Annotated in this window: 18 protein-coding genes; 5 read left to right on the top strand and 13 right to left on the bottom strand. The window is 66.7% G+C overall.

The window, feature by feature from the left end:
• Positions 1–102: 102 nt before the first annotated feature.
• Together IFT65_RS01835 and IFT65_RS01840 are read right to left on the bottom strand one after the other, a co-directional pair.
• Positions 103–1,233, bottom strand: a complete 1,131-nt coding sequence (locus tag IFT65_RS01835; RefSeq protein ID WP_192079688.1) for an acyl-CoA desaturase — start codon at positions 1,231–1,233, stop codon at positions 103–105.
• 12 nt (positions 1,234–1,245) lie between these two features.
• The gene (locus tag IFT65_RS01840) at positions 1,246–2,325 is read right to left on the bottom strand and encodes a ferredoxin reductase (protein ID WP_192079690.1); all 1,080 of its coding nucleotides are present in this window, start codon (positions 2,323–2,325) and stop codon (positions 1,246–1,248) included.
• Positions 2,326–2,418: 93 nt separating this feature from the next.
• Between IFT65_RS01840 and fabR the strand changes: the two genes are divergently transcribed.
• Complete coding sequence (fabR, locus tag IFT65_RS01845) at positions 2,419–3,072, top strand: HTH-type transcriptional repressor FabR (RefSeq protein WP_188327094.1); 654 nt, start codon at positions 2,419–2,421, stop codon at positions 3,070–3,072.
• 13 nt (positions 3,073–3,085) lie between these two features.
• Here the strand turns inward: fabR and IFT65_RS01850 are convergent, their stop codons facing one another.
• The 4 genes from IFT65_RS01850 to IFT65_RS01865 all read right to left on the bottom strand — a co-directional run bounded on the left by IFT65_RS01850 (position 3,086) and on the right by IFT65_RS01865 (position 7,396).
• A complete protein-coding gene (locus IFT65_RS01850; protein ID WP_192079692.1) occupies positions 3,086–3,415 on the bottom strand; it encodes a thioredoxin family protein in 330 nt (109 codons plus the stop codon).
• A complete protein-coding gene (locus IFT65_RS01855) occupies positions 3,402–3,866 on the bottom strand; it encodes a flavodoxin (protein WP_249404987.1) in 465 nt (154 codons plus the stop codon). The genes IFT65_RS01850 and IFT65_RS01855 overlap by 14 nt, the downstream gene beginning before the upstream one ends.
• Positions 3,867–3,879: 13 nt before the next feature.
• Positions 3,880–4,920, bottom strand: a complete 1,041-nt coding sequence (locus IFT65_RS01860; protein ID WP_192079696.1) for a ribonucleotide-diphosphate reductase subunit beta — start codon at positions 4,918–4,920, stop codon at positions 3,880–3,882.
• A 97-nt stretch (positions 4,921–5,017) separates the two neighbouring features.
• Complete coding sequence (locus tag IFT65_RS01865; protein WP_192079698.1) at positions 5,018–7,396, bottom strand: ribonucleoside-diphosphate reductase subunit alpha; 2,379 nt, start codon at positions 7,394–7,396, stop codon at positions 5,018–5,020.
• Between the two features lie 413 nt (positions 7,397–7,809).
• Between IFT65_RS01865 and IFT65_RS01870 the strand changes: the two genes are divergently transcribed.
• Positions 7,810–8,787 carry a zinc-binding dehydrogenase gene (locus tag IFT65_RS01870; protein WP_192079699.1) on the top strand — a complete coding sequence of 326 codons (978 nt, stop codon included), beginning with the start codon at positions 7,810–7,812 and terminating at the stop codon, positions 8,785–8,787.
• 135 nt (positions 8,788–8,922) lie between these two features.
• Here the strand turns inward: IFT65_RS01870 and IFT65_RS18820 are convergent, their stop codons facing one another.
• The 7 genes from IFT65_RS18820 to IFT65_RS01905 all read right to left on the bottom strand — a co-directional run bounded on the left by IFT65_RS18820 (position 8,923) and on the right by IFT65_RS01905 (position 22,050).
• On the bottom strand, positions 8,923–11,469 hold the full coding sequence (locus tag IFT65_RS18820; RefSeq protein ID WP_274602775.1) for a methyl-accepting chemotaxis protein: 2,547 nt from the start codon (positions 11,467–11,469) through the stop codon (positions 8,923–8,925).
• A 346-nt stretch (positions 11,470–11,815) separates the two neighbouring features.
• Positions 11,816–13,795, bottom strand: coding sequence for a choline BCCT transporter BetT (betT, locus tag IFT65_RS01880; protein ID WP_188327089.1), 1,980 nt, complete (start codon positions 13,793–13,795; stop codon positions 11,816–11,818).
• A 143-nt stretch (positions 13,796–13,938) separates the two neighbouring features.
• On the bottom strand, positions 13,939–14,868 hold the full coding sequence (locus IFT65_RS01885) for a M14 family metallocarboxypeptidase (RefSeq protein ID WP_192079701.1): 930 nt from the start codon (positions 14,866–14,868) through the stop codon (positions 13,939–13,941).
• Positions 14,869–14,960: 92 nt separating this feature from the next.
• Positions 14,961–15,245, bottom strand: a complete 285-nt coding sequence (locus tag IFT65_RS01890) for a hypothetical protein (protein ID WP_192079703.1) — start codon at positions 15,243–15,245, stop codon at positions 14,961–14,963.
• Positions 15,246–15,381: 136 nt separating this feature from the next.
• Positions 15,382–16,206, bottom strand: coding sequence for an OmpA family protein (locus tag IFT65_RS01895; protein WP_192079705.1), 825 nt, complete (start codon positions 16,204–16,206; stop codon positions 15,382–15,384).
• Between the two features lie 64 nt (positions 16,207–16,270).
• Positions 16,271–20,884: a YadA-like family protein gene (locus IFT65_RS01900; RefSeq protein ID WP_192079707.1), complete on the bottom strand. Its 4,614-nt coding sequence runs from the start codon at positions 20,882–20,884 to the stop codon at positions 16,271–16,273.
• A 185-nt stretch (positions 20,885–21,069) separates the two neighbouring features.
• Positions 21,070–22,050, bottom strand: a complete 981-nt coding sequence (locus IFT65_RS01905; protein ID WP_192079709.1) for a helix-turn-helix domain-containing protein — start codon at positions 22,048–22,050, stop codon at positions 21,070–21,072.
• A 590-nt stretch (positions 22,051–22,640) separates the two neighbouring features.
• Here IFT65_RS01905 and IFT65_RS01910 point away from each other — a divergent pair.
• The 3 genes from IFT65_RS01910 to IFT65_RS01920 all read left to right on the top strand — a co-directional run bounded on the left by IFT65_RS01910 (position 22,641) and on the right by IFT65_RS01920 (position 23,944).
• Entirely contained in the window at positions 22,641–22,826 is a 186-nt protein-coding gene (locus IFT65_RS01910) for a Flp family type IVb pilin (RefSeq protein WP_192079711.1), read from the top strand.
• 84 nt (positions 22,827–22,910) lie between these two features.
• Positions 22,911–23,456: a prepilin peptidase gene (locus IFT65_RS01915; protein ID WP_192079713.1), complete on the top strand. Its 546-nt coding sequence runs from the start codon at positions 22,911–22,913 to the stop codon at positions 23,454–23,456.
• The gene (locus IFT65_RS01920) at positions 23,453–23,944 is read left to right on the top strand and encodes a TadE family protein (RefSeq protein ID WP_192079715.1); all 492 of its coding nucleotides are present in this window, start codon (positions 23,453–23,455) and stop codon (positions 23,942–23,944) included. The genes IFT65_RS01915 and IFT65_RS01920 overlap by 4 nt, the downstream gene beginning before the upstream one ends.
• Positions 23,945–23,950 lie beyond the last annotated feature (6 nt).

A 23,950-nucleotide genomic window follows, 5' to 3' on the forward strand; every position in this document is an offset into this window, starting at 1 on the left:
AAGATGCCGCAACGTTCACTCGCACGCCTTTGCTGGTTCAACTCAATCCTGAGGATTCTCAGCCATTGCCCGCGCTTTGCATAGCGCGGGCAGCGACCGGGTTCAGGCGGTGCCGGCTGCGGCGTGCGGCGCCCCCATGCGCGTCGGGCGGCTGGGGAATGCGTGGCGCAGGATGCGCCACACCACCTGTCCGAACTGGCTTGGCAGTGACCCGGTGTTGTAGTGCTGGCCGTAGCGACGGCAGATGTCCTTCACTTCCACGGCGATGCGCGAATAGCGGTTCGCGGGCAGGTCCGGGTAGAAGTGGTGCTCGATCTGGTGGCTGAGGTTGCCCGACAGCACGTTGATCACCCACCCGCCTTTCAGGTTGGACGAACCACGCAGCTGACGCAGGTACCAGTGGCCACGGGATTCATTGCGCAGGCAATCCTTCGAGAACGTCTCCGCATCGGCGGTGAAGTGGCCGCAGAAGATGATCACGTAGGTCCAGATGTTGCGCATGCCGTTGGCGACCAGGTTGCCCAGCATCACCGGCAGGAAGAACGGTCCGGCCAGCAGCGGGAACAGGACGTAATCCTTGCCCAGCTGGCGCCCCATCTTCGCGGCGACCGGACGCGTCTCTTTCCACAGCTGGTGGGCGGTCATGCGGCCCTTCAGCCAGCGACCGATGCGCAGGTCCTGGATGGCCACGCCCCACTGGAACATCAGCGCGAAGATCGGCGCGATGATCGGCTGCAGCAGGTAGAACGGACGCCAGCGCTGCTCGGGGAAGATGCGCAGCAGGCCATAGCCGATGTCATCGTCCATGCCGCGTACGTTGGTGTACGTGTGGTGCTTGAAATTATGCGTCTTGCGCCAGTTGTCACTGGTGGCGACGATGTCCCATTCGTAGCTGTTGCCATCCAGCTTCGGATCGCCGGTCCAGTCGTACTGGCCGTGCATCACGTTGTGCCCGAGCTCCATGTTTTCCAGGATCTTCGACAACGCCAGCAACAACGTGCCGGCAATGCAGGCCGGCCACAGCAGACCGGCCATGAACAGCGGCGAGAACGCGCCCACGAACAACAGGGCGCGGCCCAACAGGCCGGACCAGCGCACCGCCGCGGCAACGCGGCGGATGTAGCGGGTATCACGGGCACCCAGCTCGCCGATCACGCGGTCGCGGATCGCATCGAGTTCGGCGCCGAAGGCATTCAGTTCGGCAGGGGTAAGGGCACGATCAGGGCGGCTCATTGCATGTGTTCCTCAGAGATCCAGGACCAGGTCGGTGGTCGGCGCGCTGACGCAGATACGCACCGGCATCGCCGGTTCGTCCTGTGCCTCGCCGGTGCGCAGGTGTCGCGTGGCGCCGCTGGCGCGGACGCAGGTGCAGCTGTTGCAGATGCCCATGCGGCAACCGTGCTTGGGCTTGAGGCCGTGCGCTTCCAGGCTGTCCAGCAACGCCTTGCCGCGCGGCACCGTCAGCGTGCGGCCACTGCGCGCCAGGGTCAGCTGCACCTCGCCTACCGCAGTGATATCGACCGCGGGCGGCGTGAACGCTTCGGACTGGAAGCCCGCAACGTGGTGCAGCAGCCGCGCGCGAGCCGCACTGACGAAGCCGTCCGGGCCACACGCCAGCACCTGGCGCTGCGCCAGCGGCACATCACCCAGCGCATCGAACGCGATGGTGTCGATGCGTGCGGCGGGCGTGGTGCCCTCGCGGGTCGCCAGCAGGTGCACGTGCAGCTGCGGATCTGCTGCGGCCAGCGCCTGCAGTTCTTCGCGGAAATTGATGGCGGCGTGGCTGCGCTCCCAGTAATACAGGTCCACCGGAGCGGCCAGCGGGCGCGCCGACAACCCGCGCAGCAGGCTGCGCATCGGCGTGATGCCACTGCCTGCGGCAAGAAGCAGCAGCGGAGCGGCGGTTGGCGCGACGAACTCACCGAACGCAGTGCCGATCGGGAACACCGTGCCGGGCGTGGCCTGGTGCACCAGATACTGGCTCACCCGCCCGCCGTCGACGGCCTTCACGGTGATCGACAGCTCGCGCGGGCCCAGCCGGGTCGGGCTGTAGCTGCGCTGCAGCAGCCGACCGTCCATCTCCACGCTCAACGCGACGTGCTGGCCCGGCTGCATGCCGCGCCAGTGGCGGTTGGTCTGCAGCACCAACGTGCACGCGCCCTCGCCCGCCGGCTCGCGCCGGACCAGGCGGGCCAGCGGCTGGCGCAGGGTCCACAAGGGGTTGAGCTTGCCTGCCCAGAAATCGAACAAGGCAGGCGGCATCCAGCGTTGCGGGGACATCCGCGACGGGCGGGTAACCGGGACAGGACGGGCGGCAGCGTTCATGGAGTGAACTATACGTCCGCGCACACAGCTGTGTATACAGGTGTATACCGACCGCATCAGGTATGATTCACGCTACGTCCACCCGGTTGCCCCATGCCCCCCATCGTCACGCCTCCGCCTGAAGACACCACGCCGGTCCGCCGTACGGTGACCCGCGAGGATCTGATCATCGCGGCGCTGGCGTTGATCGGGCCGCACCGCAGCCTGTCCACCCTCAGCCTGCGTGAGGTCGCGCGTGAGGCCGGCATCGCCCCGAACAGCTTCTACCGGCAGTTTCGCGACATGGACGAGCTGTCCATTGCGTTGATCGACCTGGCGGGCCGCTCGCTGCGCACCATCATCGGCCAGGCCCGCCGCCGCGCCACGACGTCGGCGAGCAGCGTGGTCGGGGTGTCGGTGGAAACCTTCATGGAGCAGCTCCGCGCGGACGACAAGCTGCTGCACGTGCTGTTGCGTGAAGGCGCGGTCGGCTCCGATGACTTCAAGCACGCCGTCGAACGCGAGCTGCAGTATTTCGAAGACGAACTGCAGGTCGATCTGGTCCGGCTGGCGGCCATGGACGGAGTGCGCCTGCACGCACCGCAGCTGGCGTCCAAGGCGATCACCCGGCTGGTATTCGCCATGGGCGCAAGCGCGATGGACATGCCACCGGAGAAAGACGCCGAGCTGATCGAAGAGATCTCCACGATGGTCCGCATGATCATCGTCGGCGCACGCACACCGGCCGCCTTCCGCCGCAAGCGTTGAACCGCGGCCGTCACTACCCGAGAAATCGGGCGATCGCCGCCTCGATCTGAACCGGCGTCTGGTAGCCCGCCAACCGCGCCACTTCGCCACCGTCACGGAAGAGCATCAGGGTGGGGGTCTGCCGCAGCGCCAGCGCCTTGAAGAAGGACTCGCCCAGCACCTCCAGCTGTGCGCGCAGCAGCACCACCCCCTGCCCGGCGGCCGTACCTGCCACCCGTTGCAGCGAAAGCGCCAACATGCGGCAACCGGGGCACTGGTCTTTATGGAAGTCCACCAGCAGCCGCGGTTGCGTGGCCACCACCTGATGGAAGTGGTCTGTCGTGCTGGCCTCAATGATCCGCATGGCGCGCGCTCCCCAGGCCGTCCAGGACGGTGTCCATCCACTGCGCCACCCGCGTGGCATCGTGCGTGCGCTGTGGCATCTGTTCCAAGGTCAGCGCCGGGTGCGGGCTGTCGAAGTAACGGATGAGCCGATGGACCGCCCCGCAGTAATAGTCCACCCCCCACTGCGTCTCGCCGGTGCCGAACACAGCGACCTGGCGAGGTCGCTTTCCGCTCTCCACCATGCGCGCGATCCATGCCTTCATCTCGGCCGGCGTCCTGCCCGCGTTGTCCGTCCAGCAGCCCAGCACCAGCAGATCCGCTTCGTCGACCTGCAGCGGCGGCGAGGCGGCCCCCTGCTCCGCCTCCTGCCAGTGCACCGCATGGCCTGCCTGCCGGCCGTGGCAGGCGATCATGCGGGCCAGCTCGCGGGTGTTGCCGCTGAGCGAGGCGACCACCAGCAACAGCCGCAAGGGGCGCGTCTGCTCACAGGTCGTCGAATCCGTTGTCGAGGTTGGTCTTCTTGTAACTGGCATTGCGCATCTCGAAGAAGTCGGTCTTGGTCTCGGTAAAGTTGTCCGCATAGGCCTTGATCCACGGCATCACGTTGTCGCTGGCATCGCTGTACAAGCGCTCGATGCCGAGCATCCCGGCCATCTTGTTGGCGCGGTACTTCACGTAGCGCACCATCTCATCCACGTCGATGCCGTCGATGCCGTCCAGGACTTCGCCGCTCCACTGCGTTTCCAGCTCGATGGCGTGGGCGAAGGCGTCGTGTACGTAGGCGGTCAGCGCATCCCCCTGCAGACTCGGGTTCTCGCCGACGATCGCGCGGATCAGTTCGCTGATGAACTTGGTATGCGCCAGCTCATCGCGGTTGATGAAGCTGATGATCTTGCCAGTACCGTTCATGCGGTTCTGGCGGACCATGTTGTAGAAGAACGCGAACCCCGAATAGAAATTGATGCCTTCCAGGATCGAGGACTGGATCAGCGCCTTCAGCAGCGTCTCTGCGGACTTCTCGCGCAGGAAGTCGTCATACGATTCCATGATCGGCGCGTTGCGCTTGATGATGGTGGGATGCGTACGCGCGATCTCGAACACCCGGTTCTGGTTGGACAGGTCGGTGATCGATGCCAGCACGTAGCTGTAGCTCTCGTTATGGATCACTTCCTGCTGGCCGATGATCGCAGCGTTGGCATGCGCGGCAGGATCGGTGATGTACTCGGCCACGTTGTAGATGAAGCGCGTCTGCGGTGAGTCCAGCGTGGCCAGCAGGCCGATGATGCTGTCATACGCATTCTTTTCGCGACCGGACAGCTCAGCGTACTGGCGCGCGTCCTGCTTCATGTCCACTTCGTCGGGAATCCAGAAGTTGGTCGAAAGCTCCTTGTAGGCCCGGTAGAACGAGGGGTACGGGATATCGTTCCAGTTGAGGATGCCGCTGGTGCGGCCGTTGATGATGCCGGTGCTGCGGTTGGGGTGGCGCGGTTCGAGGATGCGGATGCGTTCCAGCGGGGTTGCCATGGGGATTCCTGTTGTTCCGGTAGCGCCGGGCCCTGCCCGGCGGCGGTTGATCGGTTGCATCGGCCGTTCGCTGGGCGGCCAGGGCCTGTCACGACGATCAGCTGGAACACCACTCACATTCGCTGATGTCGATGTCATTGGAGCGCACGTAGTACGTGGTCTTGAGACCCTGCCGCCACGCCTCCAGGTGCAGCTCCAGCAACGTGCTGGCGCGGATGCTGCTGGGCACATACAGGTTGAAGCTGATGCCCTGGTCCACGTGGCGCTGGCGCCGCGCGTTCTGCCGCACGCTGGCGAACTGGTCCACCTTGTAGGCGCCCTTTTCGTAGTAAGGCCAGGTGTCGAGGGACAGGCCGGGTGCCGCGACGGGTCGCCGGAAGTCCTTCTTTTCTTCGTAATAGAACGCGCTGTAGATCGGATCGATGGACGCGGTCGACCCGGCGATCTGAGCGGTGCTCATGTTCGGCGCCACCGCCAGCAACCAGCCGTTGCGCAGCCCCTGCCGGGACACGTCGGCGGCGAGCGTCTGCCATGCGTCACTGTCATAGCCGCGGTCACGGAAGTAGGCGCCGGTGTCCCAGTCGCTGCCACGGAACATCGGGTAGCTGCCCTTCTCCGCCGCCAGTTGCGTGCTGGCCTGGATGGTGAGGAAATTGATGCGTTCGTAGAGGGTGTCCGCCAACGTCTCGGCATCCGGGCTGTCCCATTGGATGGCCTGCTGCGCCAGCAGATGATGCCAACCGAACGTACCCAGGCCGATCGCGCGATAGCGTCGGTTGGTGATGGTGGCCTGCGGCACCGGCAGCACGTTCAGATCGATCACGTTGTCCAGCATGCGGACCTGGATGGGGATCAGCCGCTCCAGCACGTCGCTTGCCAGCAGGTCGTCCGCCGCCCTGATGGCGCGGCCGAGGTTGATCGAGGAGAGGTTGCAGACGACGAAGTCACCGGCACGCCGGGTGGTCACGATCTGGTCGCCGCTGACGATCTCCTGGATCATCCGCGTCGGGCTCATGTTCTGCAGGATCTCGGTGCACAGGTTGCTGGAATACACCATGCCGCAGTGCTTGTTGGGGTTCCGCCGGTTGACCTCGTCGCGGTAGAACAGGAACGGGTTGCCGGTTTCCAGCTGGCTGAGCATGATCCGCTTGAACAGATCGATCGCACGCACGGTGCGGCGACTGATGCGCTCATCGGCGACCAGTTCCGCGTAGCGGTCACGGAAACTGCCTTGCCCGCGCGTTTCGTCGAAGAAGTCCTGCAGGCACCAGCCTTTGGCCTGCTTTACTTCATGCGGATCGAACAGATACCAGTCTGCACGGCGCTCCACTGCCTCCATGAACAGGTCCGGGACGCACACCGCAGTGAACACATCGTGCGCGCGCAGGCGCTGGTCGCCGTTGTTCAGTCGCAGGTCGAGGAACGCCTCGATATCGCGGTGCCAGATATCCAGGTACACCGCCACGGCGCCCTTGCGTTGCCCCAGCTGATCGACCGACACCGCCGTGTTGTTGAGTTGCTTGATCCAGGGCACCACGCCGCCGGAAGAGTTCGCCACCCCGCGGATCGGTGCGCCGCTGCTGCGCACATAGCCCATGTAGGCGCCTACGCCGCCGCCATGCTTGGAGACGCGCGCAATGTCGGTGTTGGAGTCATAGATGCCCTGCAGGCTGTCGTCGACGGTATCGATGAAGCAGCTCGAGAGCTGGCCACCGGTCTTGCCGGCGTTGGCCAAGGTAGGCGTGGCTACGGTCATGTACAGATGGGACAGGGCCCAGTACGCCTCGCCCACCAGCTGCATGCGGCGGCTGCGTCCGCCCTGCCCCGTTCCGCCCTCGTTCTGCATCAGGTACAGCGCGATGGTCAGCCAGCGCTCCTGCGGCAGTTCATACACCTCGCGCGAGGTGTCGGTGGCGAGGTAGCGCGTCGCCAGCAGGTACAGCCCGTTGTAGGCGAACAAGGCGTCGCGCTGCGGGTCGATCATCGCGCCCGCCTGCTGCAGCTCCTCCTTCGAGTAGCAGCGCAGGATATCGTTGCTGTACACCCCGCGATCGGCCAGGCTTTCCTGCAACCCGACGTACGAGCCGTATTTGAGGCCGGCATCGTAGAAGCGGTTGCGTGCGGCGCGTTTGTACAAGCGCGCCAGATAGAGCCGCGCGGCGAACTGCTCCCACTCAGGGGCCACCACGTCGACCCGCGATTCCGCTTCCCGGATCATCAGGTCGACCAGGTCATCCGCACTGATGCGGGGCTTGCGCTCGACGATGGAATGCACGCTGCGGCGGAAACCGGCAACGTCCAGCATCGGCAGATCATGCTGGATCCGGTCGATGCTGCGGTCCAGGCGCAGCGGATCGAAGGGCAGCTGGCGATTTCCTGCTTCCTTGGTGATCCACGTGGTGATGGACTCGCCAGTGGCGTGCACGGCGTCGCTGGCGCTGGCCGGGGCGGCCGCGCGGTAGGGGGTGTCTGTCATGGTCCAGCTCTCTTGGCACACCGCGGGACCCGGGTGCGGCCATGGAACCCCGCACGCGATACCGGCGCACGAGGAGGTCGGGTGTGATGCCATCGCGCGGGAACGGAGATCGTCGGCTGTTGCCTGCGCCTGCGGCCGGTATCCGGGCCGTGGGGGCGACCTGCGTCCGCATGGTGGCGGCCGCGTCGACACGGAAAGCTTCAGGGGAGGCTGGCCGCGGGACGTAGAGGTTGCGTCCGGCGGCGGCGGCTGACCGGGAGTGACAGCCACAACATAGTGGGCTTGGCCGATGCCGTCAACACAAGATGAGCGATTATCCGGCCTTGCGACGATAGGTCGCAGCCTGCGTTGACCTGCTGTTGCAGGGACGGGTGGCACGCTGTCTCTCTGTTTCTACGTACCAGGGATTCACCATGCGCGCTGCCCTCCACGCCAGTTTCGGCGATCCGACATCCGTCCTGTCCGCCGCCGACCATGACCTGCCCGAGCCCGGTCCGGGCGAAGTCCGCATCCGCACCGTGCTCGCGCCCATCCACAACCACGATCTGTGGACGGTCCGCGGCAAGTACGGCTACAAGCCCACCCTGCCGGCCATTGGCGGCAGCGAGGGCTTGGGCACGATCGATGCGCTGGGCCAGGGCGTCGAAGGCTTGAAGATCGGCCAGCGCGTCGCCGCTGCATCAGTGCACGGCACCTGGGCCGAGGCGTTCATCGCGCCCGAACGGATGGTCATCCCGATGCCGGAAAGCATTGGCGACGAAGTCGCCGCACAGCTGATCGCGATGCCGCTGAGCGCGCTGATGCTGCTGGAGTTCCTCAAGGTGGAGCGCGGCCAGTGGATCGTGCAGAACACCGCCAACGGTGCGGTGGGCAAGAGCTTGGCCATGCTGGCCAAGGCGCGCGGCGTGAACGTCGTCAACCTGGTCCGCCGCGACGACGGCGTAGCGGAGCTGGAGGCCATGGGCATCCCGCATGTCGTGTCCACCGCGTCGGACGGTTGGCAGGACGCGGTGCGTGACCTGCTCGGCGAGGCATTGGCCGCGGCGGCCGTGGATTCGATTGGTGGCACGGCAAGCGGCGAGCTGCTGGGCCTGCTCGGCGAGGGCGGCACGTTGGTGTCGTTTGGTTCGATGACCGGCGAACCGATGCAGATCCCGTCGGGGGATGTGATCTTCAAGCAGGCCACCGTCAAAGGCTTCTGGGGCAGCAAGGTCAGCCAGGCGATGGCCGTGGACGACAAGAAGCGGCTGGTGGGCGAACTGCTGAAGCGCGCGGCGGCGGGCGAGCTGCAGTTGCCGGTGCAGGCGGTGTTCTCGTTGGATGACATTGCCGACGCGGCGGCGGCCAGTCTGGCGTCCGGGCGCACCGGCAAGGTGCTGCTGCGCCCGTAATCACGTCTGTCTCGCCGAGCGTGGCGCGGCGCGGCGCTACCGTCTCCGGGAGCCGTGGTAGCGCCGAACCATGCTCGGCGAGCGCATCGCGCGGCGCTTCCGGCGCTACGCCCGCTGGCCGTCAGCCCGGAAACCTCATGCCGGTTCGGCGACTACACGCCTGGACACGTTCGACGTGCCTACAGCACCGCGCAGGCGGAAGATCGCCACCGCCTGTTGCAGTTCGTGCGACTGCTCTTCCAGTGAACGCGCGGCCGCGTTCGCCTCTTCCACCAGCGCCGCATTCTGCTGGGTAGCTTCGTCCATCTGCACCACGGTCTGGCTGACCTGTTCGATGCCCGCGCTCTGTTCCTGCGAGGCGGCGGAGATCTCGGCCATGATGTCGGTCACCCGGTGCACCGAGCTGACGATTTCCTGCATCGTGCTGCCCGCCTGCCGTACCAGCGTGGCGCCCTGCTCCACCTGCTCCACGGAATCATCGATCAGGCCCTTGATCTCGCGCGCGGCCGTGGCCGAACGCTGCGCCAACGCACGCACCTCGGTTGCGACAACGGCAAATCCCCGCCCCTGCTCGCCCGCCCGTGCCGCTTCCACGGCCGCGTTGAGCGCCAGGATGTTGGTCTGGAAGGCGATGCCATCGATCACCGAAATGATCTCGGCGATGCGCCGCGACGACACTTCGATGCCGCTCATCGTCCGCACCACCTGCGCCACCACCTCGCCGCCCTGTGACGCCACCCCGGCCGTGCCCTGCACCAGCTGGTTGGCCTGGCGCGCATGGTCGGCGTTCTGGCGCACGGTGGAGGTCAGCTCTTCCATCGACGCCGCCGTTTCTTCCAGACTGGCGGCTTGCTGTTCGGTGCGCTGCGACAGGTCATCGTTGCCCGCCGCGATCTCGCCGGCCGCCGTGTTGATCATCGCGCTGGCCTGCTGGATGCCGCCGACGATGCGCGTCAGCTGTTCCACCGTGGTATCTGCATCACGGCGCATCTGCGCGAAGACGCCGTGGAAATCACCCTCCATCCGCGCCGTCAGGTCACCGCGGGCGATCGCCTGCAGCAGCCGCGAGAGCTCCGCCAGGTTGGCGTCGGTGGTCTGCATGAGGGTGTTGAGCCCTTCCACCATGCCGCGGAAGTCATGCGAGAAGCGCGACGCATCGCCACGCTGGGTGAAGTCACCCGCCGCCGCGGCATGCGCCAGCTGCAGGATCTGTGTGTTGATGGCCTGCAGGTTGGCCTTGGTATCGCGCATGGCAGCGCTGATCAGTGCTTTCTCGCCCGGCAGGTCTTCCATGTCCGCACTCATGTCGCCCACTGCGTAGCAGGCCATCACCTGCACCAGCCGCTGCTGCACCTCCACGTGGCCGGCCACCAATGCGTTGGTGCCGGCGATCATGCGACCGTACTCACCGGGGAATGCGGCCGCGTCCAGCCGGTAGCTGATCTGTCCCTCATCGTGCCGCTCGGCCAGTTCCGACTGGGCAGTGATGACGGCGCGCAGCTGGTCCTGCATGCTGCCCATCGCGCCCAGCAGGCGCCCCACTTCATCATTGCGCACCACGCTGATGCGGCTGTCGAGCTTGCCTTCGGCGACGGCTGCCGAGACATGCTCCGCCTCTGCCAGCGGCTTCAGGACCAGCCGCTGCAGCAGCAGGTACAGCGCGGCGCTCAGCAGCAACGCCGACAACAGGCCCACGGCCACGATCACCCACAGCAGTTCCCGGGCCTGCGCCATCACGTGCGAGGCAGGCACCGAAATACCCAGCGCGAAGACCTGCGGCGCAGAGCCCACGCGCAGCGGCACGAACACCTGCAGCTCTTTTTCACCATTGAAGTCGACCTCACCGCTCACCGTTTCGCCCTTGGCCACGGCGGCCAGCATCGCGCGGGTGGCGGCATCGTCGCGGACCTTGCCGACGTCCGCTGCGTTGCGGCTGGCCATCACCGACCCGGCCGGCGACAGCAGCGTGGCATGCCCCACGTCCATCGGGCGCATCGCGGCGATGCGCGCCTGCAGCGCAGCCAGGGTGAAGTCGACGGTCACTACGCCCAGATAGCGGTCGCCCTCCAGGATCGGCGTCGCCACGGTGGTCATCAGCGTGTCCTTGCCGGCCACGGGGTAGTAGTACGGCTCCACCACGGCCTGCGCGCGGGTCTCGCGCGGCTTGAGGTTCCAGTCGCCGTCACCGGGCTTCTCGTAGTCCCTCAGCGGTTCGCGCACCAGGGTGCCGCTCTGCCAGGCCCACCACGTCATGAAACGGCCGCTGTCATCGTGGCCATCGCTGCCGACGAAGTCCGCATCCTTGCCATCGAACGCATCCGGCTCCCACAGCGTGCCCATGCCGAGCCATTGCGGATGCGCCTCGAGCTGGGCCCGTATCACCGCGTCGGCGGCCGTCCGGTCCAGGCTGCCCAGGGTGCGCTGCACGCGGAAGCTGTTGGCCAGTGACGTGCCGGTGTCGGCAGCCACCGCGATCTCGGCGGCGATGCGCTGCGCTTCCTGGCCGGACAGGTCCTTCAACCGGGCCTGGGCGCTTTCCAGCAGCGCATCACTGCTGCGCCAGTAGCTGATGACGGCGGTGAAGCCGAAGCAGGCCAAGGCCAGCAGGCCGGTGCCCAGCATCAGGCGGCGGGCCACGCTGGGTCGGCGGGGGGAGCGGGGTGAGGGGGAGACGGCGCGCATCGTGAGGCTCGGAAGGGGGGGCGGACTGCCTCTCTATCGACCTGCGTGACACTTTCTTGACCATCTTCGGCGCTGACGGCATCCCGCCGAGCATGGCTCGGCGCTACAACGGCCTCCCGCTTCGGCGCTGCCGGCATCCCGCCGAGCATGGCTCGGCGCTACAACGGCCTCCCGCTTCGGCGCTGCCGGCATCCCGCCGAGCGTGGCTCGGCGCTACAACGGCCTCCCGCAGAATCGAGGGGCGGCCAGCGCGCCGGGGACGGTAGCGCCGAACCATGCTCGGCGAGCGCACCGCGCGGCGCTCCCGGCGACACGCTGCCCTGCCCTGCCCGCACCCCGCGGGGCGTCAGCGGCTCAGGTGCAGGAACTGCACGTGCCGCTCGTACTGGCTGATGATGTCGTTGATGATCTGCTCGCGACTGTAGTCCACCAGATCGTAGTCCTGGCTGCCTTCGTACAGGTGCACCTCGGCGCGGTAGTAGCGACTGTTGCGTGCCTGGTGCGAGGCGAAGGACGGTACCCGGTAGCCGGTCAGGATGACCCGGTACTGGAAATCCTGCTGCTCACCATGGTCCACCGCCAGCTCCATGTCACCCGAGTCGAAGCGGGTCGAGACGTCCCAGCCCTGCCCGCGCAGCTGCTCGGCTACATCCTCCATCGCCGGCTTCACATCGTCATCCATGAAGCGGTAGACCTGGTCGCGCACCGGGAAGTTGACCGCCTGACCCAGCCGCTGGCGCCAGCCCTGATGGTGCCTGCTGGCCCCGACCAGCGGCGAGGCACGGTACTGCAGCGCCCGCTTGCGATGGCCCTCATCGGCGAATGACCGCATCAGCCCCCACATCATCAGCAGCAGCACGGCGGAGAACGGCAGCGAAGCCAGCACCACCGCCGACTTCAGGGCGTCCATGTTGCCGGCCAGCAGCAGGCCCGCGGTGACCACGGCGGTCACTGCGCCCCAGAACACGCGCAGCCAGCGTGGGCCATCGTCTTCCGGCGCCCCCCCGTGCGAGGACAGGGTCGACAGCACCACCGCACCGGAGTCGGCCGAGGTGACGAAGAAAATGAAGCTCACGAACACCGTCACCGCGATCACCACCCGGCTCCACGGATACGTGTCCAGCAGGGCGTACAGCACGGTCGGCGGGTCATCGATGGCCAGCTGCGCCAACTGCGATTGTCCGTGATGCAGGACCTGGTCCAGTGCGCTGTTGCCGAAGATGGACAGCCACGCCAGCGTAAAGCCCAGCGGGATCAGCAGCACCCCGAACACGAACTGGCGGATGGTGCGGCCACGCGAGATGCGCGCGATGAACAGGCCCACGAACGGCGACCAGCCGATCCACCACGCCCAGTAGAACACCGTCCAGTTGCCCATCCAGCCGGGTCGTCCGCCGTAGGCATAGACATCGAAACTCTTGCCGACCACGCTACCCAGATAGTCACCGACGTTCTGCATCAACGTGCCAAGCAGGTACTGGGTCGGCCCGGCAAACAGCATGAACAGCACCAGCGCGATGGCCAGCAGCATGTTGACGTTGGACATCAGGCGGACGCCCTTCTCCACACCGGTCACGGCCACCGCGACCGCGGCACCCATCATCACCACGACCAGGGTGATCTGCACCCAGTGCGCATGCGGGACATCGAACAGGTGCGACAGGCCGGCATTGAGGTGCAGCACGCCGAACCCCATGTCCGCGCCCAGGCCGAACACCGTGGCCACGATCCCCAGGGCATCCACGGTATAGCCGATCGGTCCGTTGATGCGGTTGCCGATCAGCGGATACAGCGCCGAGCGCAGGGCCAGCGGAAGGTTATGCCGGTAGGCAAAGTAGGCCATCGCCATCGCCGCCAGGGCGAACACGCCCCAGCCGTGCAGGCCCCAGTGCAGGAACAGCACCGACATGGCCTGGCGTGCACCGGCCTCTCCGGCCGGCCCGCCGCCCTGCGGTGGCTGCATGAAGTGGGTCAGCGGCTCGGACACGCAGAAGAAGAACAGGGTGATGCTGATGCCGGCGGCGAACAGCATGCCGGCCCACGACAGATAGCTGAACTCCGGCTCGTCATGGTCAGCGCCCAGCTTGATGTTGCCGTACGGCGACAGCGCAGCGACGACGACGAACACCAGGTACAGCGTCATCGCCAGCAGGTAGTACCAGCCTACGTTCGACGAGGCCCAGTCCTGCGCCTGCAGCAGCATGCGCCCCGCGCCCAGCGGGTACACGCTGACGAAGACGGCGAACGCCACGACGATGATCGACGCGATGGCGAAGACGGGCCGCAGGGTCCGCACCGGGGTATGTTGTGGCTCCAGTGCTTCCATGAAAGCGACCTGCTCCGAATCAGTGGGATATCCGTACCATGATGGCGGAGCTGCCATGGATTCTGCATGAAGAATGGCAAAAATCGCGCTTTAGGCGCGGTTTCGGCTGGTTACGTTAGTCAATTGCGTCATATTGCCGTACGTCACCCACCGGCGACCTGGCCAAGGGCGTGGTCCAATGCCGCCGTGACCGCGGCCACCTGGGCGTCATTGCACTGTTGTGGGGTCGCCCGCGGACTGTCCGGATACACCTCGGTGGTGGTGGTGAAACGCGCCCCGGTGATGCCCGCACAAAGGCCCAGCGCCACCAGCGGGTACTCGATCACCCCGTGCGACACCACCTTTGAGCCGATGATCTCGCCCTGGGCGTCGGGCGGCGCGATGTGGGTGACCTGCTCCACCTCGCGGATCACCGCCTGCTGGAACGCCGGCTGCGGGTTTTCGGTGTCATCCACCAGATAGAAGCCATCGGGGATCAGGCCCGGCTCGAAGGGCTTGCCATCGCGTGCAGCGACCGCGGGGCGGAACTCGCTCTCGTCGCTGTCCGTGGTCTCATGCAGGTCGATGTGCAGCACGAACTGTGACTTCAGCGGTGCCACCAGCTCGACCACGGCCGTGGATTCGCGTGCAGGGCCATCCGCGCGGAAATTGCGGTTCGGGTCGATCGCATCGAAGTTCCACCGGTTGATGCGCTCATAGCCCCACGGATTGACGCAGGGAATCACCAGCAGATTGATGCGGCCGGCGTAGTCGGCGGCGCGCTGCTCAAGGAACTCAAGCGCCCCCATCACGCCACTGGTTTCATAGCCGTGCACGCCACCGGTCACCAGCGCCGCCGGCAGGGCCGGATCCCATGGCTGGCTGCGCAGCGCGAGCAACGGGTAGCGATCCCCGGCGTAGTCCAACGCCCCGTACTGCACGCGTTCGAAGCGCGACGACAGGGCATCGATGCGCGGCAGCACGTCGTCGTCGAATCGCCGCAGCCGCTGCTGGCGTGCACGCCACTGCGCACGTTCGGCTTCGCCCCAGGGCTGACCCGGTGTACCCACGGGATAGAACGCTTCAGGCGACATGATGGTCTCGCGGCAGCAGGAATCAGGCGTGATTTTAACACCGCACGCTGTGCCCCTGTCGGCCACCGTGCTGGGCCCGTGTGTTGCCCGCCCTACCCCATGGCCTCGCCGGCATCGGCCAAGCGGCCTTCAATCTGCGCATACCAGTCCTGCAATACCTCGATCAGCAGGGCCATCTCGGCATCGGCTCGCTGGGTGCGTCCGCTGCGCAGTGACACCTGTGCTTCCTGCAGCTGCGCAATGAACCCCGCCACGGTATCGGACTGCACGATCAACCCCGGGTGGCGGCGACCGGGCAGGCGCACGACCGCATGATTGCCGAGCTGCCCGTACAGGCTGATCGTGGTCTGGGTCTTCATGGCCAGTTGTGCGTTCATGGATTTCCTGCTGCAAGAAAGAACTGGTTCACCGGCACGCGCGGGCTGGACGGGGGAGACGCTGCCGCGCGTGCCGGAGAACCAGGGGGACACGGGAGGTGAGCGTGCCGACAGGCACGTCACGGAAAGAGATCGGTCAGTCCATCCGTGCACGGCCGGATATCTGTACCCGGCGGTTGGGCGCCAGGCACGCGATCAGCTGCGCGTGGCTTCGCTGCGCGCACTGGACCAGGGGCTCGGCATCGCCGCGCCCGTCGGCCCGGATGGCCGTGGGGTCCACACCGCCTTCCACCAAGGCACTGCGCACTGCATCGGCGCGGCGCCGCGACAGGTCCAGGTTGTAGGCAGGCGTTCCGATGCGATCGGAATAGCCCACCACGTCGATGTGCTGGACCTGGCTGGCGCGTTGCACTTGGCCCACCACCCCGTCTACCGCCTGCCGACCTGTCGCGCTGAGCGCTGCGCTGTCGAACGCGAACAGCGCATCGGCCGAAAGGCGCAGGGGTTCACGCGGCAACGCGGCGGGCTGGGCTGCTGCAGCCGGCACCGTTGGCGGCTCGACCAGCGCCGCGCACGACTGTGGCTTCCAGTAGCCGCCCTGGGCGACGCCCTTGTCATCGAAGCGCACCTGGAACTGGCACGTGAAGTACTCGCCCCCCTGTGGCATGCGGAAATTGAACAGGTAGTTCCACTCGCGTACGCCCCACATGCCTTCGTTGAAATGCGGCGTGCCCAGAAGGGCGTAGAGCTGCCGCTTGCTCATGCCGGGCGAGAAGCGCCGCAGGTCGGCCGGATCGGCGAAGACGCCCTCTTTCAACGACGCCTTGGCGGGCGGCGGAAACGCCATGCTGTCGGCACCCGCCGTCGCATGGCTGCGGCAGCCGGTGAGGGCAGCAAGGCCCAGGGCCACTGCCGCGAGCATGCAGCGCACGGCGTGGGCGTGATGGAGTGATCTGTTCATCTGTTTCCCCCTGTATGAAGCGATACCGGTGCCGGCCGACGCAGGGCCGGCCGCCCCGGTGCAGTTACCACTGGATGCCGGCACCCATGGCGACACCGCCGTCGCCGCGGGTGTTGGTCGACCCGCTGAACTTGTAGATCCAGCGCCCGCCATCGGAGACGCCGGAAATGCCCAGTGCCATGCCCGACTCGCCGTTGAAGCTGCCCGCCGCGAAGGAGGCCATGCTGCGGCCGGCTTCACTGGGCTGCGGCAATGCAGCCACCGCCATGGCCGATGCGATGCCGGCCGACGCACGGTCGTCGGTGCGCTTCAGGTTGCGGTCGAAGCTGTCGATGCGTTCGTCTGTGTAGGCCTTCGACCAGTCCAACGTCTGCGACATGCCGCTGCGGAGCTGATCCACGTTGACCGCATCCGTGCCCGCCGAGCCGGCCGCCACATTGCGGACCTGGGTCGGGCCACTGCCCGCCTGGCCCAGGGTGACGCTGCTGAAATCGGTGGCGCCGCTGGTGGTGCTGTCGTAGCGGATCGTGCCCTGTTGCGAGGCCTGCAGTTGGCGGACGTTCACCGCATCGGTGGCCTGGCTGCCGTCGGCCACGTTGGCGATCTGCCGCTCCGCCCCCGCGCTGCCCACCGACACCGTGTTGGCGCGGTTCGCGACCGACCCTGCACCCAGCGCAACCGTGTTGTCTGCCTGTGCCTGCGCGCCGTTGCCCAATGCCGTGGCATTCGCCCCGGCGGCGTTGGCGCCTGCGCCACCGGCGGCAGCGTTGCTGCCGCTCGCCGACGGATTGGCCAGCGCCTGCGAGTTGTTCACCTGGAACATCCCGGCGCTGCCGTTGTTGATGTTGGTGATCTGCTGGTCGGTGTAGCTCCTGGACTCGTCGATGGCGTACTGCACACCGTTCTGCAGCTGGCCGACGTTCACCGCGTCGTAGCGCGCCGATCCATCGGCCACATGGGTGAGCTGCCGCTCGCTGCCGGTGCTGCCGAGCGACACTTCACCCGCCGAGCTGCTGCTGCCTGCGGCACCGAACGCCCCGGTGTAGCCGGCTTGCGCTCCCGTCGCGGCCACCGATCCTGCACCGAGGGCCACGCTGTTGTCGGCCGCCGCGCTGGCGCCATCGCCGATCGCCACGCTGGCCGTCCCGGCCGCACTGGCCTGCGGCCCTACGGCTACCGCGTCGGTGCCTGCGGCCGTGGCGCCGGACTTGCTCGAGTTGACCGCGAGGAACGCGCTTCCGCCGCCGCCGATGTTGTCGATGCGCTGGTTGATGTTCTGCAGCGACGAGTCCACGGCAGAGAACGCGACGGTGACATTGCCGTAGTCACTGCCAACCACCGACCCGTCGGTGGCGATGGACGAGATGCGGAACGTCGGTGCGGTCCAGGTATTGGTTGCGCCGTCATACACGGTCGTACCTCCGAAATAGTTGGCGACGGTCTGGTGGGTGGCGAACAACTGGTTGCCGGTCACCGCCTGCCGGCTGCCCGCGCCGATGCTGCCGTCGGCCAGGTTGCCCAGCTGTACCGCGCCACCGCTGCCGTCACCGGCCAGGGTGATGGCGTTGCTCGCGTTGCCGGAGGCATCGGCGTCGTACTTCACGGCCAGCCGGTCCACGGTGTCGGTCTTGTCGGCGACATTGGCGAGTGAGGTACTCACCGCATCGAAGGCGCTGCCCACATCGTTGTAGTCGCCGCTGCTGATGGAACCGTCAACCGCCACGCTGTTGAGCGTATAGGTCGGCGCCGTGATGCCACCCGTCGCATCCACGCCGGCGCCCCCGCCCAGATGCGTTGCGGCGGACTGGCTGGCCGCGAACAACTGGGCCCCGTTGATCGCCTCGCTGCTGGTGGCCGCCACCTCGCCCGCCGCCAGGTTGCTCAGCGTGGTCGCGGTACCGTTGCCCAAGGTGGCCGTGCCGTAGTCGATGCTGCCATCGGCCGCGACGTCGTAGCGCAGCGCGCCCTGTTCGGAGGCCTGCAGCTGCCCCAGGTTGACCGCATCGTTGCTTTCGGTGGCATCGGCCACGTTGGTCAGCTGGCGCGCGGCACCCAGCGCGCCGATGGACACGCTGTCGGCGCGATCCGCCACGCTGCCCGCACCAAGGGCCACGGCATTGCCCGCCATTGCGCTGGCGCCGCCCCCGATGGCGACCGACTCCGTGCCCGGCGCCGCCGCATCCACGCCGATCGAATTGACTTTGAAGAAGCGCGACGCCTCCCCATTGCGGATGTCGCTGATCTGCGTATTGAGGTTGACCAGCGATCCGCCGACCGCGTTGAACGCGTCGTTGGCATTGTCGTACACGCCTGCTGCCTGCCCGCCGTCCGCTGCCACCGAGGTGATGGCGAACTGCGGCGCAGTGAACAGCGCGGTAGCGGGGTCATAGGACGTGGTGCCGCCGAAGAACGCCGACAGCGCATCATTGGTAGTGGAGAGCTGCGCGCCGGTGACCGCTTCGGTGCTGGCCGCGGCAACCATGCCGTTGGCCAGGTTGCTCAGCCGGGTCGTGCCGCTGCCGTTGCCCAGCGTGGCACTGCGGTAGTCCACGCTGCCATCGGCGGCTACGTCATAGCGCACCGCGCCCTGCTCCATGGCCTCCAGCTGGCTGACATTCACCGCATCGTTGGCGTCCACGCCGTCGGCGATGTTGGCCAAGGTGGTCGTGCCCGTCCCCCCGCCCAGCGTGGCACGGCGGAAGTTGGGCAGGCCGGTGCCATCGTCGTCGTACGTGACGGCCATGACGCCTGCTGCGTTGATCAGTTCGACCGCGCCCTGCAGCTGTGCCACGTTGACCGCATCGCTGGCGAGGCTGCCCGCCGCGACGTGGGTGATCTGCCGCTCGCCGCCGGCGAAACCGACCGACACTTCGCCACTGGACACCTGTGCGGTATCCAGCCCATAGGCGTTGTAGCTGGCCTGCGCACCGCGCAACGCACTGGAGCGGTAACCCAGCGCGACACTGTTGGCTTCGCTGGACGTCGCCTCCGCGCCCAGCAACACCTGGCCGTTGGCGGTGCCGCTGGCGCTGTCACCGACGATCACCGAGTGGCCCATGCGTGCGGCGTAATCCGCCGTCGGCACGCCGGTGGGATTGCTTGGATCGTTGACGCCGGCGCCGGGGAAGGCGACGTTGGCATCCTGCTGCGGCAGTCGGTGGCTGGCATTGGCGCCGATCACCACTTCGCGCGACCCGTTGGCATAGGCGCCATCGCCCATCAGCACCTGGAAGTCCTGCGCCGGATTGACGGCCCAGCAGTCCACCGAGACGACGCCCAGCACGTTCAGGCACGACGCCGCCCACTCCGGCGCCTGGCCCGGAAGCAGCAGGCCCAGCAGCCCGTTCGGGTCGCCGTTGTTGATGTTGTAGATATAGCTGTCAGAGGTGACGCCGCCGATCAGCGTCAGGTGCGAGCTGCCACCGGTGGTGGCGCCACCCAGTCCGTCAAGCAACGTGCCGACCGGGGTCAGGTTGACCACCGGCAGGCCCAGCACATTGGTGACCGAGTAGGTCTGCTGCACGTTGGCGCTGCTGACCGACAACCCGCCATTACGGACGAAGCCATCGCCGCCCAGCACACTCTGCAACGTCGGCCCGACCAGCGTGGACAGGGTACCGACCACGCCACCGCTGCCGATGACCAGGCCCGCGTTGGGCGCGGCCGGTCGCGGTGCCTTCGGGCTACCCGGCGGAATGGCCGAAGGTGCGCTCAGGCCAAGCCCGTCGGTGACCCCGCCGACCAGTCCGCCCACGCCGGCGCCGATGCCGCCCACCACCGTGCCGAGGTCGCCCTGCACCAGCCCGCCCACTGCGCTGCCGACGCCGCCCAGCAGCGAGCCGACACCGCCCACCACGCTGCCCAGGTTCAGGCCACTGGCCTGCGCGCTGGCAGATGCCTGGAGGACCCGCTTCGGGTTGCGATCGGCGGCACCCAGCACATGGGCGTCGGCGGCAACCGATACACCGCCGGCAGGACCCGCATCCAGCGCGGCGTTGACCACCACGTCGGTCGCAATCGGATCTTCTTCCTTCGCGGCGAGGCGCACGGCCGCTTCTGCCGCGACGTGGGCGTTGCTGCTACCGGTAGCGGTTCTGCCATCCGACAGCGCAGCAGCGACGACGGCCTGCACGCCACTCGCTGGCTGATCGGCTGCACCACCGGCCTGCACGGCTGCGTTCACTGCCATCGCAGGTACGGCGCGGCGCGGGTCGGTGACGGAAGCGACGGCACCCGCCGCGATGACCGGCTTCGCCGCCGATGCCTCTGCCCGCACCGCCGCTGCGACCTGCACCTTCGCTGGCAGCACGTGGCGGACAATCGGCAGGTCGGCCGCGAGTCGCAGGTTGACACTCGCATCGACGTCGACAAGCGGTCGTGCGGCCTGTTGGCCGGCGAGGACGGCCAAGGCGGCATCGGCATCGATCTTCACCGGTGCCTGCTGCGTGTACTTCGCGGCCAGGGCATGCAGATCACGCATCGTCTGGTTGTTCTCCGCAGCGGCAGCCGAGCCGGCGCACAGCGCAAATGCCATGGCAATGGCGAGCGCGGCCGGGGCGGGCAGCCCAGGGCGCTGATCGATGAGTGAAGAGGCGCCGTGGGCGCCGGTGGCCAGTTCAGAGGCCACGACCATGGCGCGCAGCTGCTTGCTCCACACCAGTCGGAAAATGCGATTCATGAGTTCAGTCCCCCGTGGACGACGCGTCGTGAGTCATTCGGTCTGCCTGTTGGCAGGTGACTGCTATTTCAGCGCGTGCACGTCATGCGGGGCACTTCATTCCGGCAGGCAAACGACGCATTCCGGCAAGGTGTCGAAGAGATTCGGCAGCGCGATGCACGATTCCGGCAATCGCGTCTGCTGCCTCAGTTGGACTGGCCCGTCGCGCCCGGCGCACGCATCAAGGTATCGCGTGGCAGCTCACCGAACACCTTGCGGTAGTTGTCGGCAAACCGGGACAGATCCCACAGGCCGCAACTCAATGCGATGGCCTTCACCGAGCGACGTCCGCCGTCCGCCATCGACAGCCCGCGGCAGGCAGCAGACAGGCGCAGCATCGACAGGTAGCGGTTCGGCGAGAGGCCGAACAGATCTTCGAACGCGTAACGCAGGCCGCGCTCGCTCACGCCCGCCGCATCGCAGATCTCGTTCATGTAGATGTTGTGGCGCAGGTTCAAGCGCATGAAGTTCTCGGCGCGCTGCACGATGAGGTAGTGCGTCCGTCGCGCCCGCGTGTTCATCACCTGCTCGCCCGGTCCCGCGGCAAGCAGTGCCTGCACATGTTCGTGCAACAGGCCGTCGCTTGCCTGCGCAGCCAGGCCCGCACTGTTGCCCGCGGTCAACACTGCCTGCAGTTCCCGGTAGTGATCCGCTAGGCCGGCATCGTCGGCGATGCCGAACAGATTCAGCGCCTGGCCTGACGGCGGCGTGGATCGCAGGCTGAGCTCGGTCAATTTGCGCTGCAACCGCGCGGCAGCGACAAGCACCAGCGTGATGCGTGTTCCGGCGCCCAATGCGAATTCACTGATGCCCTCGGGCAGCACGGTCAGCACCGTGCCGGCCGCCAGCGGTACACCGTGGCACCAGCTGCGATCGGGATCAGCGGCATGGACATACCCCACCATCGCCCAGTCGGGCGGCAGCATGAAGCGACCACGCACCTGGAACCCGGTCGCCACATGGCAGAACAGCGCCTCGTCGTGCACGCGTGCGTCGATGGACGCGCGCGGACCGTTGCCATCAAGCAGCACCAGCTCCACATCGCACACGCGCAGCACATTGCCAAGCGTCGCCAGGTCCATCGGCCGCAATCCGTTTTCGCCAACGCTTCCAACACCATCTGCCATGACAGTGACATCCCCCTTCGGCACCACACTTCGACTTTCACCAACCATCCGGCGTGCGCACGCGCACCCTGGTTCGTTCGTGTTGATGAACGGAGTATGCCTGATTATCTGCGCGCGTAAACTTGAAATCCTGGACGCGCCGTGGACACACCGATTATTAAGTGAACGCGTCAATTTCCCGACGCACCCGCGGAGGACCTCTGCTTTAATTCGATCCAAATGTGATGTAGTCCGCACTCCGCCACGCCTCAATCGCATTCATCACGTTTGTGCCGAATTTGCATAGCGATTGATGTTGTCATCAGGTGAAATTGAGGCACAGTAAGCACGCGGTGGCAGTTCGGGGAGCCATTGACTGGCGGAATACGAGCCAGCACACGGCCTTTGCAAGGCGGGATCGACGTTGGACGTCGTACCGGTCGCCTATTAAGTCCGTGCCCTGTGCCGGTCGCCACAATATGCAGGTTCCCTCGCGGGAACCGCTGCCTGCACAGGGAATCGTGCGGGAAACTAAATGGTCGTGGCGGAGCCGCATCGACCATCCGGGCAATATCCTTGGAATAACTGACAGGTAAAGGGAGTCAACCGTCATGAATGCATCCATCCGCAAGTTCCTGAAAGAAGAAGACGGCGTTACCGCGCTGGAATACGGCCTGCTGGCCGCGGTCATCGCCGGAGTGTTGGTGGTCGTGGGCCGTGACCAGTTCACTGGCTTCTTCACTGCACTGTTTACCCGCCTCAACGTGCTAGTCACTCAGGGCAGCGCAACAACCTGACGCGGCGCCTCTTTCCCCGATCCCGCGCGTCATATGGGAGTCGGGGTTTACCCGCTGACGTGCGCTCACCGGAGGAGCCCAACGATGACCGCCTTGAGCTTGTTGGCCATGGTGCTGTGCCTGCGGATCGTGATCAGCGATCTCTACGCACGTCGTGTTCCCAATCTCTGGCTGCTGGCGGCAGCGGGCGCCGGGGTCGTGATCATCACGATCTCGGCGCTGACATCGTCCGACAGCGATCCGATGCGCCACATCCTCGGCCTGTTGATCGGCTTTGCCGCCTTGATTCCGTTCTACGCCATCCGCTGGATGGGCGCGGGCGACGTCAAGTTTTTCGCCGTGGTGGGGCTGCTGCTCGGCTGGCATGCGCTGCTGCCCGTCTGGATCGTAGCCAGCCTGCTGGCGGGCGTGCATGCCGTCGCTGTGTACGCCTGGCGTGCGCTGCAGGGCCTGCTGCCGGTCCGGATGGTGCTCGCGCGACAGCAGTGGGAAAGTCAGCTGCACGAACGTCCGGCGATACAGCGCATGCACAGTGCCCGGCAAGGGCGTGCCGGGATTCCGTATGCCGCCTACCTGGGTGCGGCTGCCATGGCCTGGGTGCTCTGGACTGTTGCCGGGGGCGTCCGATGAACGTCCGCTTCCCTGCCCGCTCTGCCCGCCCTTCCCGCCAGCGCGGCGTGGTCACCCTCGAATTCGCCTTCATGCTGATGCTCGGCGTGTTGCCGTTGCTGTTCCTGACCTACACCGGCGTGATGATGATGGCCGTGCAGCAGACCTTGGCCACGGCCTCGGCAGAAGGGGCGCGCGCATCGCTTCGTTTCGGCACCGCACAGCAGCGCCGCGTCGGCGCCTGCCAGGCCGCACAGCGGTCCATGCAGTGGCTGCTCGCCTATGCCGGACAGACCCCGGACTGCAGCAACGGCGGCAGCGCCCCCATCCTCGTGTCCCAGCCCACGCCCTGCGTCGGCATGGCTGACGCCCAATGCATCCAGGTGTCGGTGAGCTACGACTACGGTGCGCACCCTTTCCTCCCTGGAACCGGGCGCCTGTACGGCTGGGCCATGGACCGTCCGATCCGCAGCATCGCCGTCGCCCAACTCGACCTGGGCAGTAACTGAAAGGTG

The organism is Stenotrophomonas sp. CFBP 13725 (assembly GCF_014841935.1).
Classification (GTDB): Bacteria; Pseudomonadota; Gammaproteobacteria; order Xanthomonadales; family Xanthomonadaceae; genus Stenotrophomonas.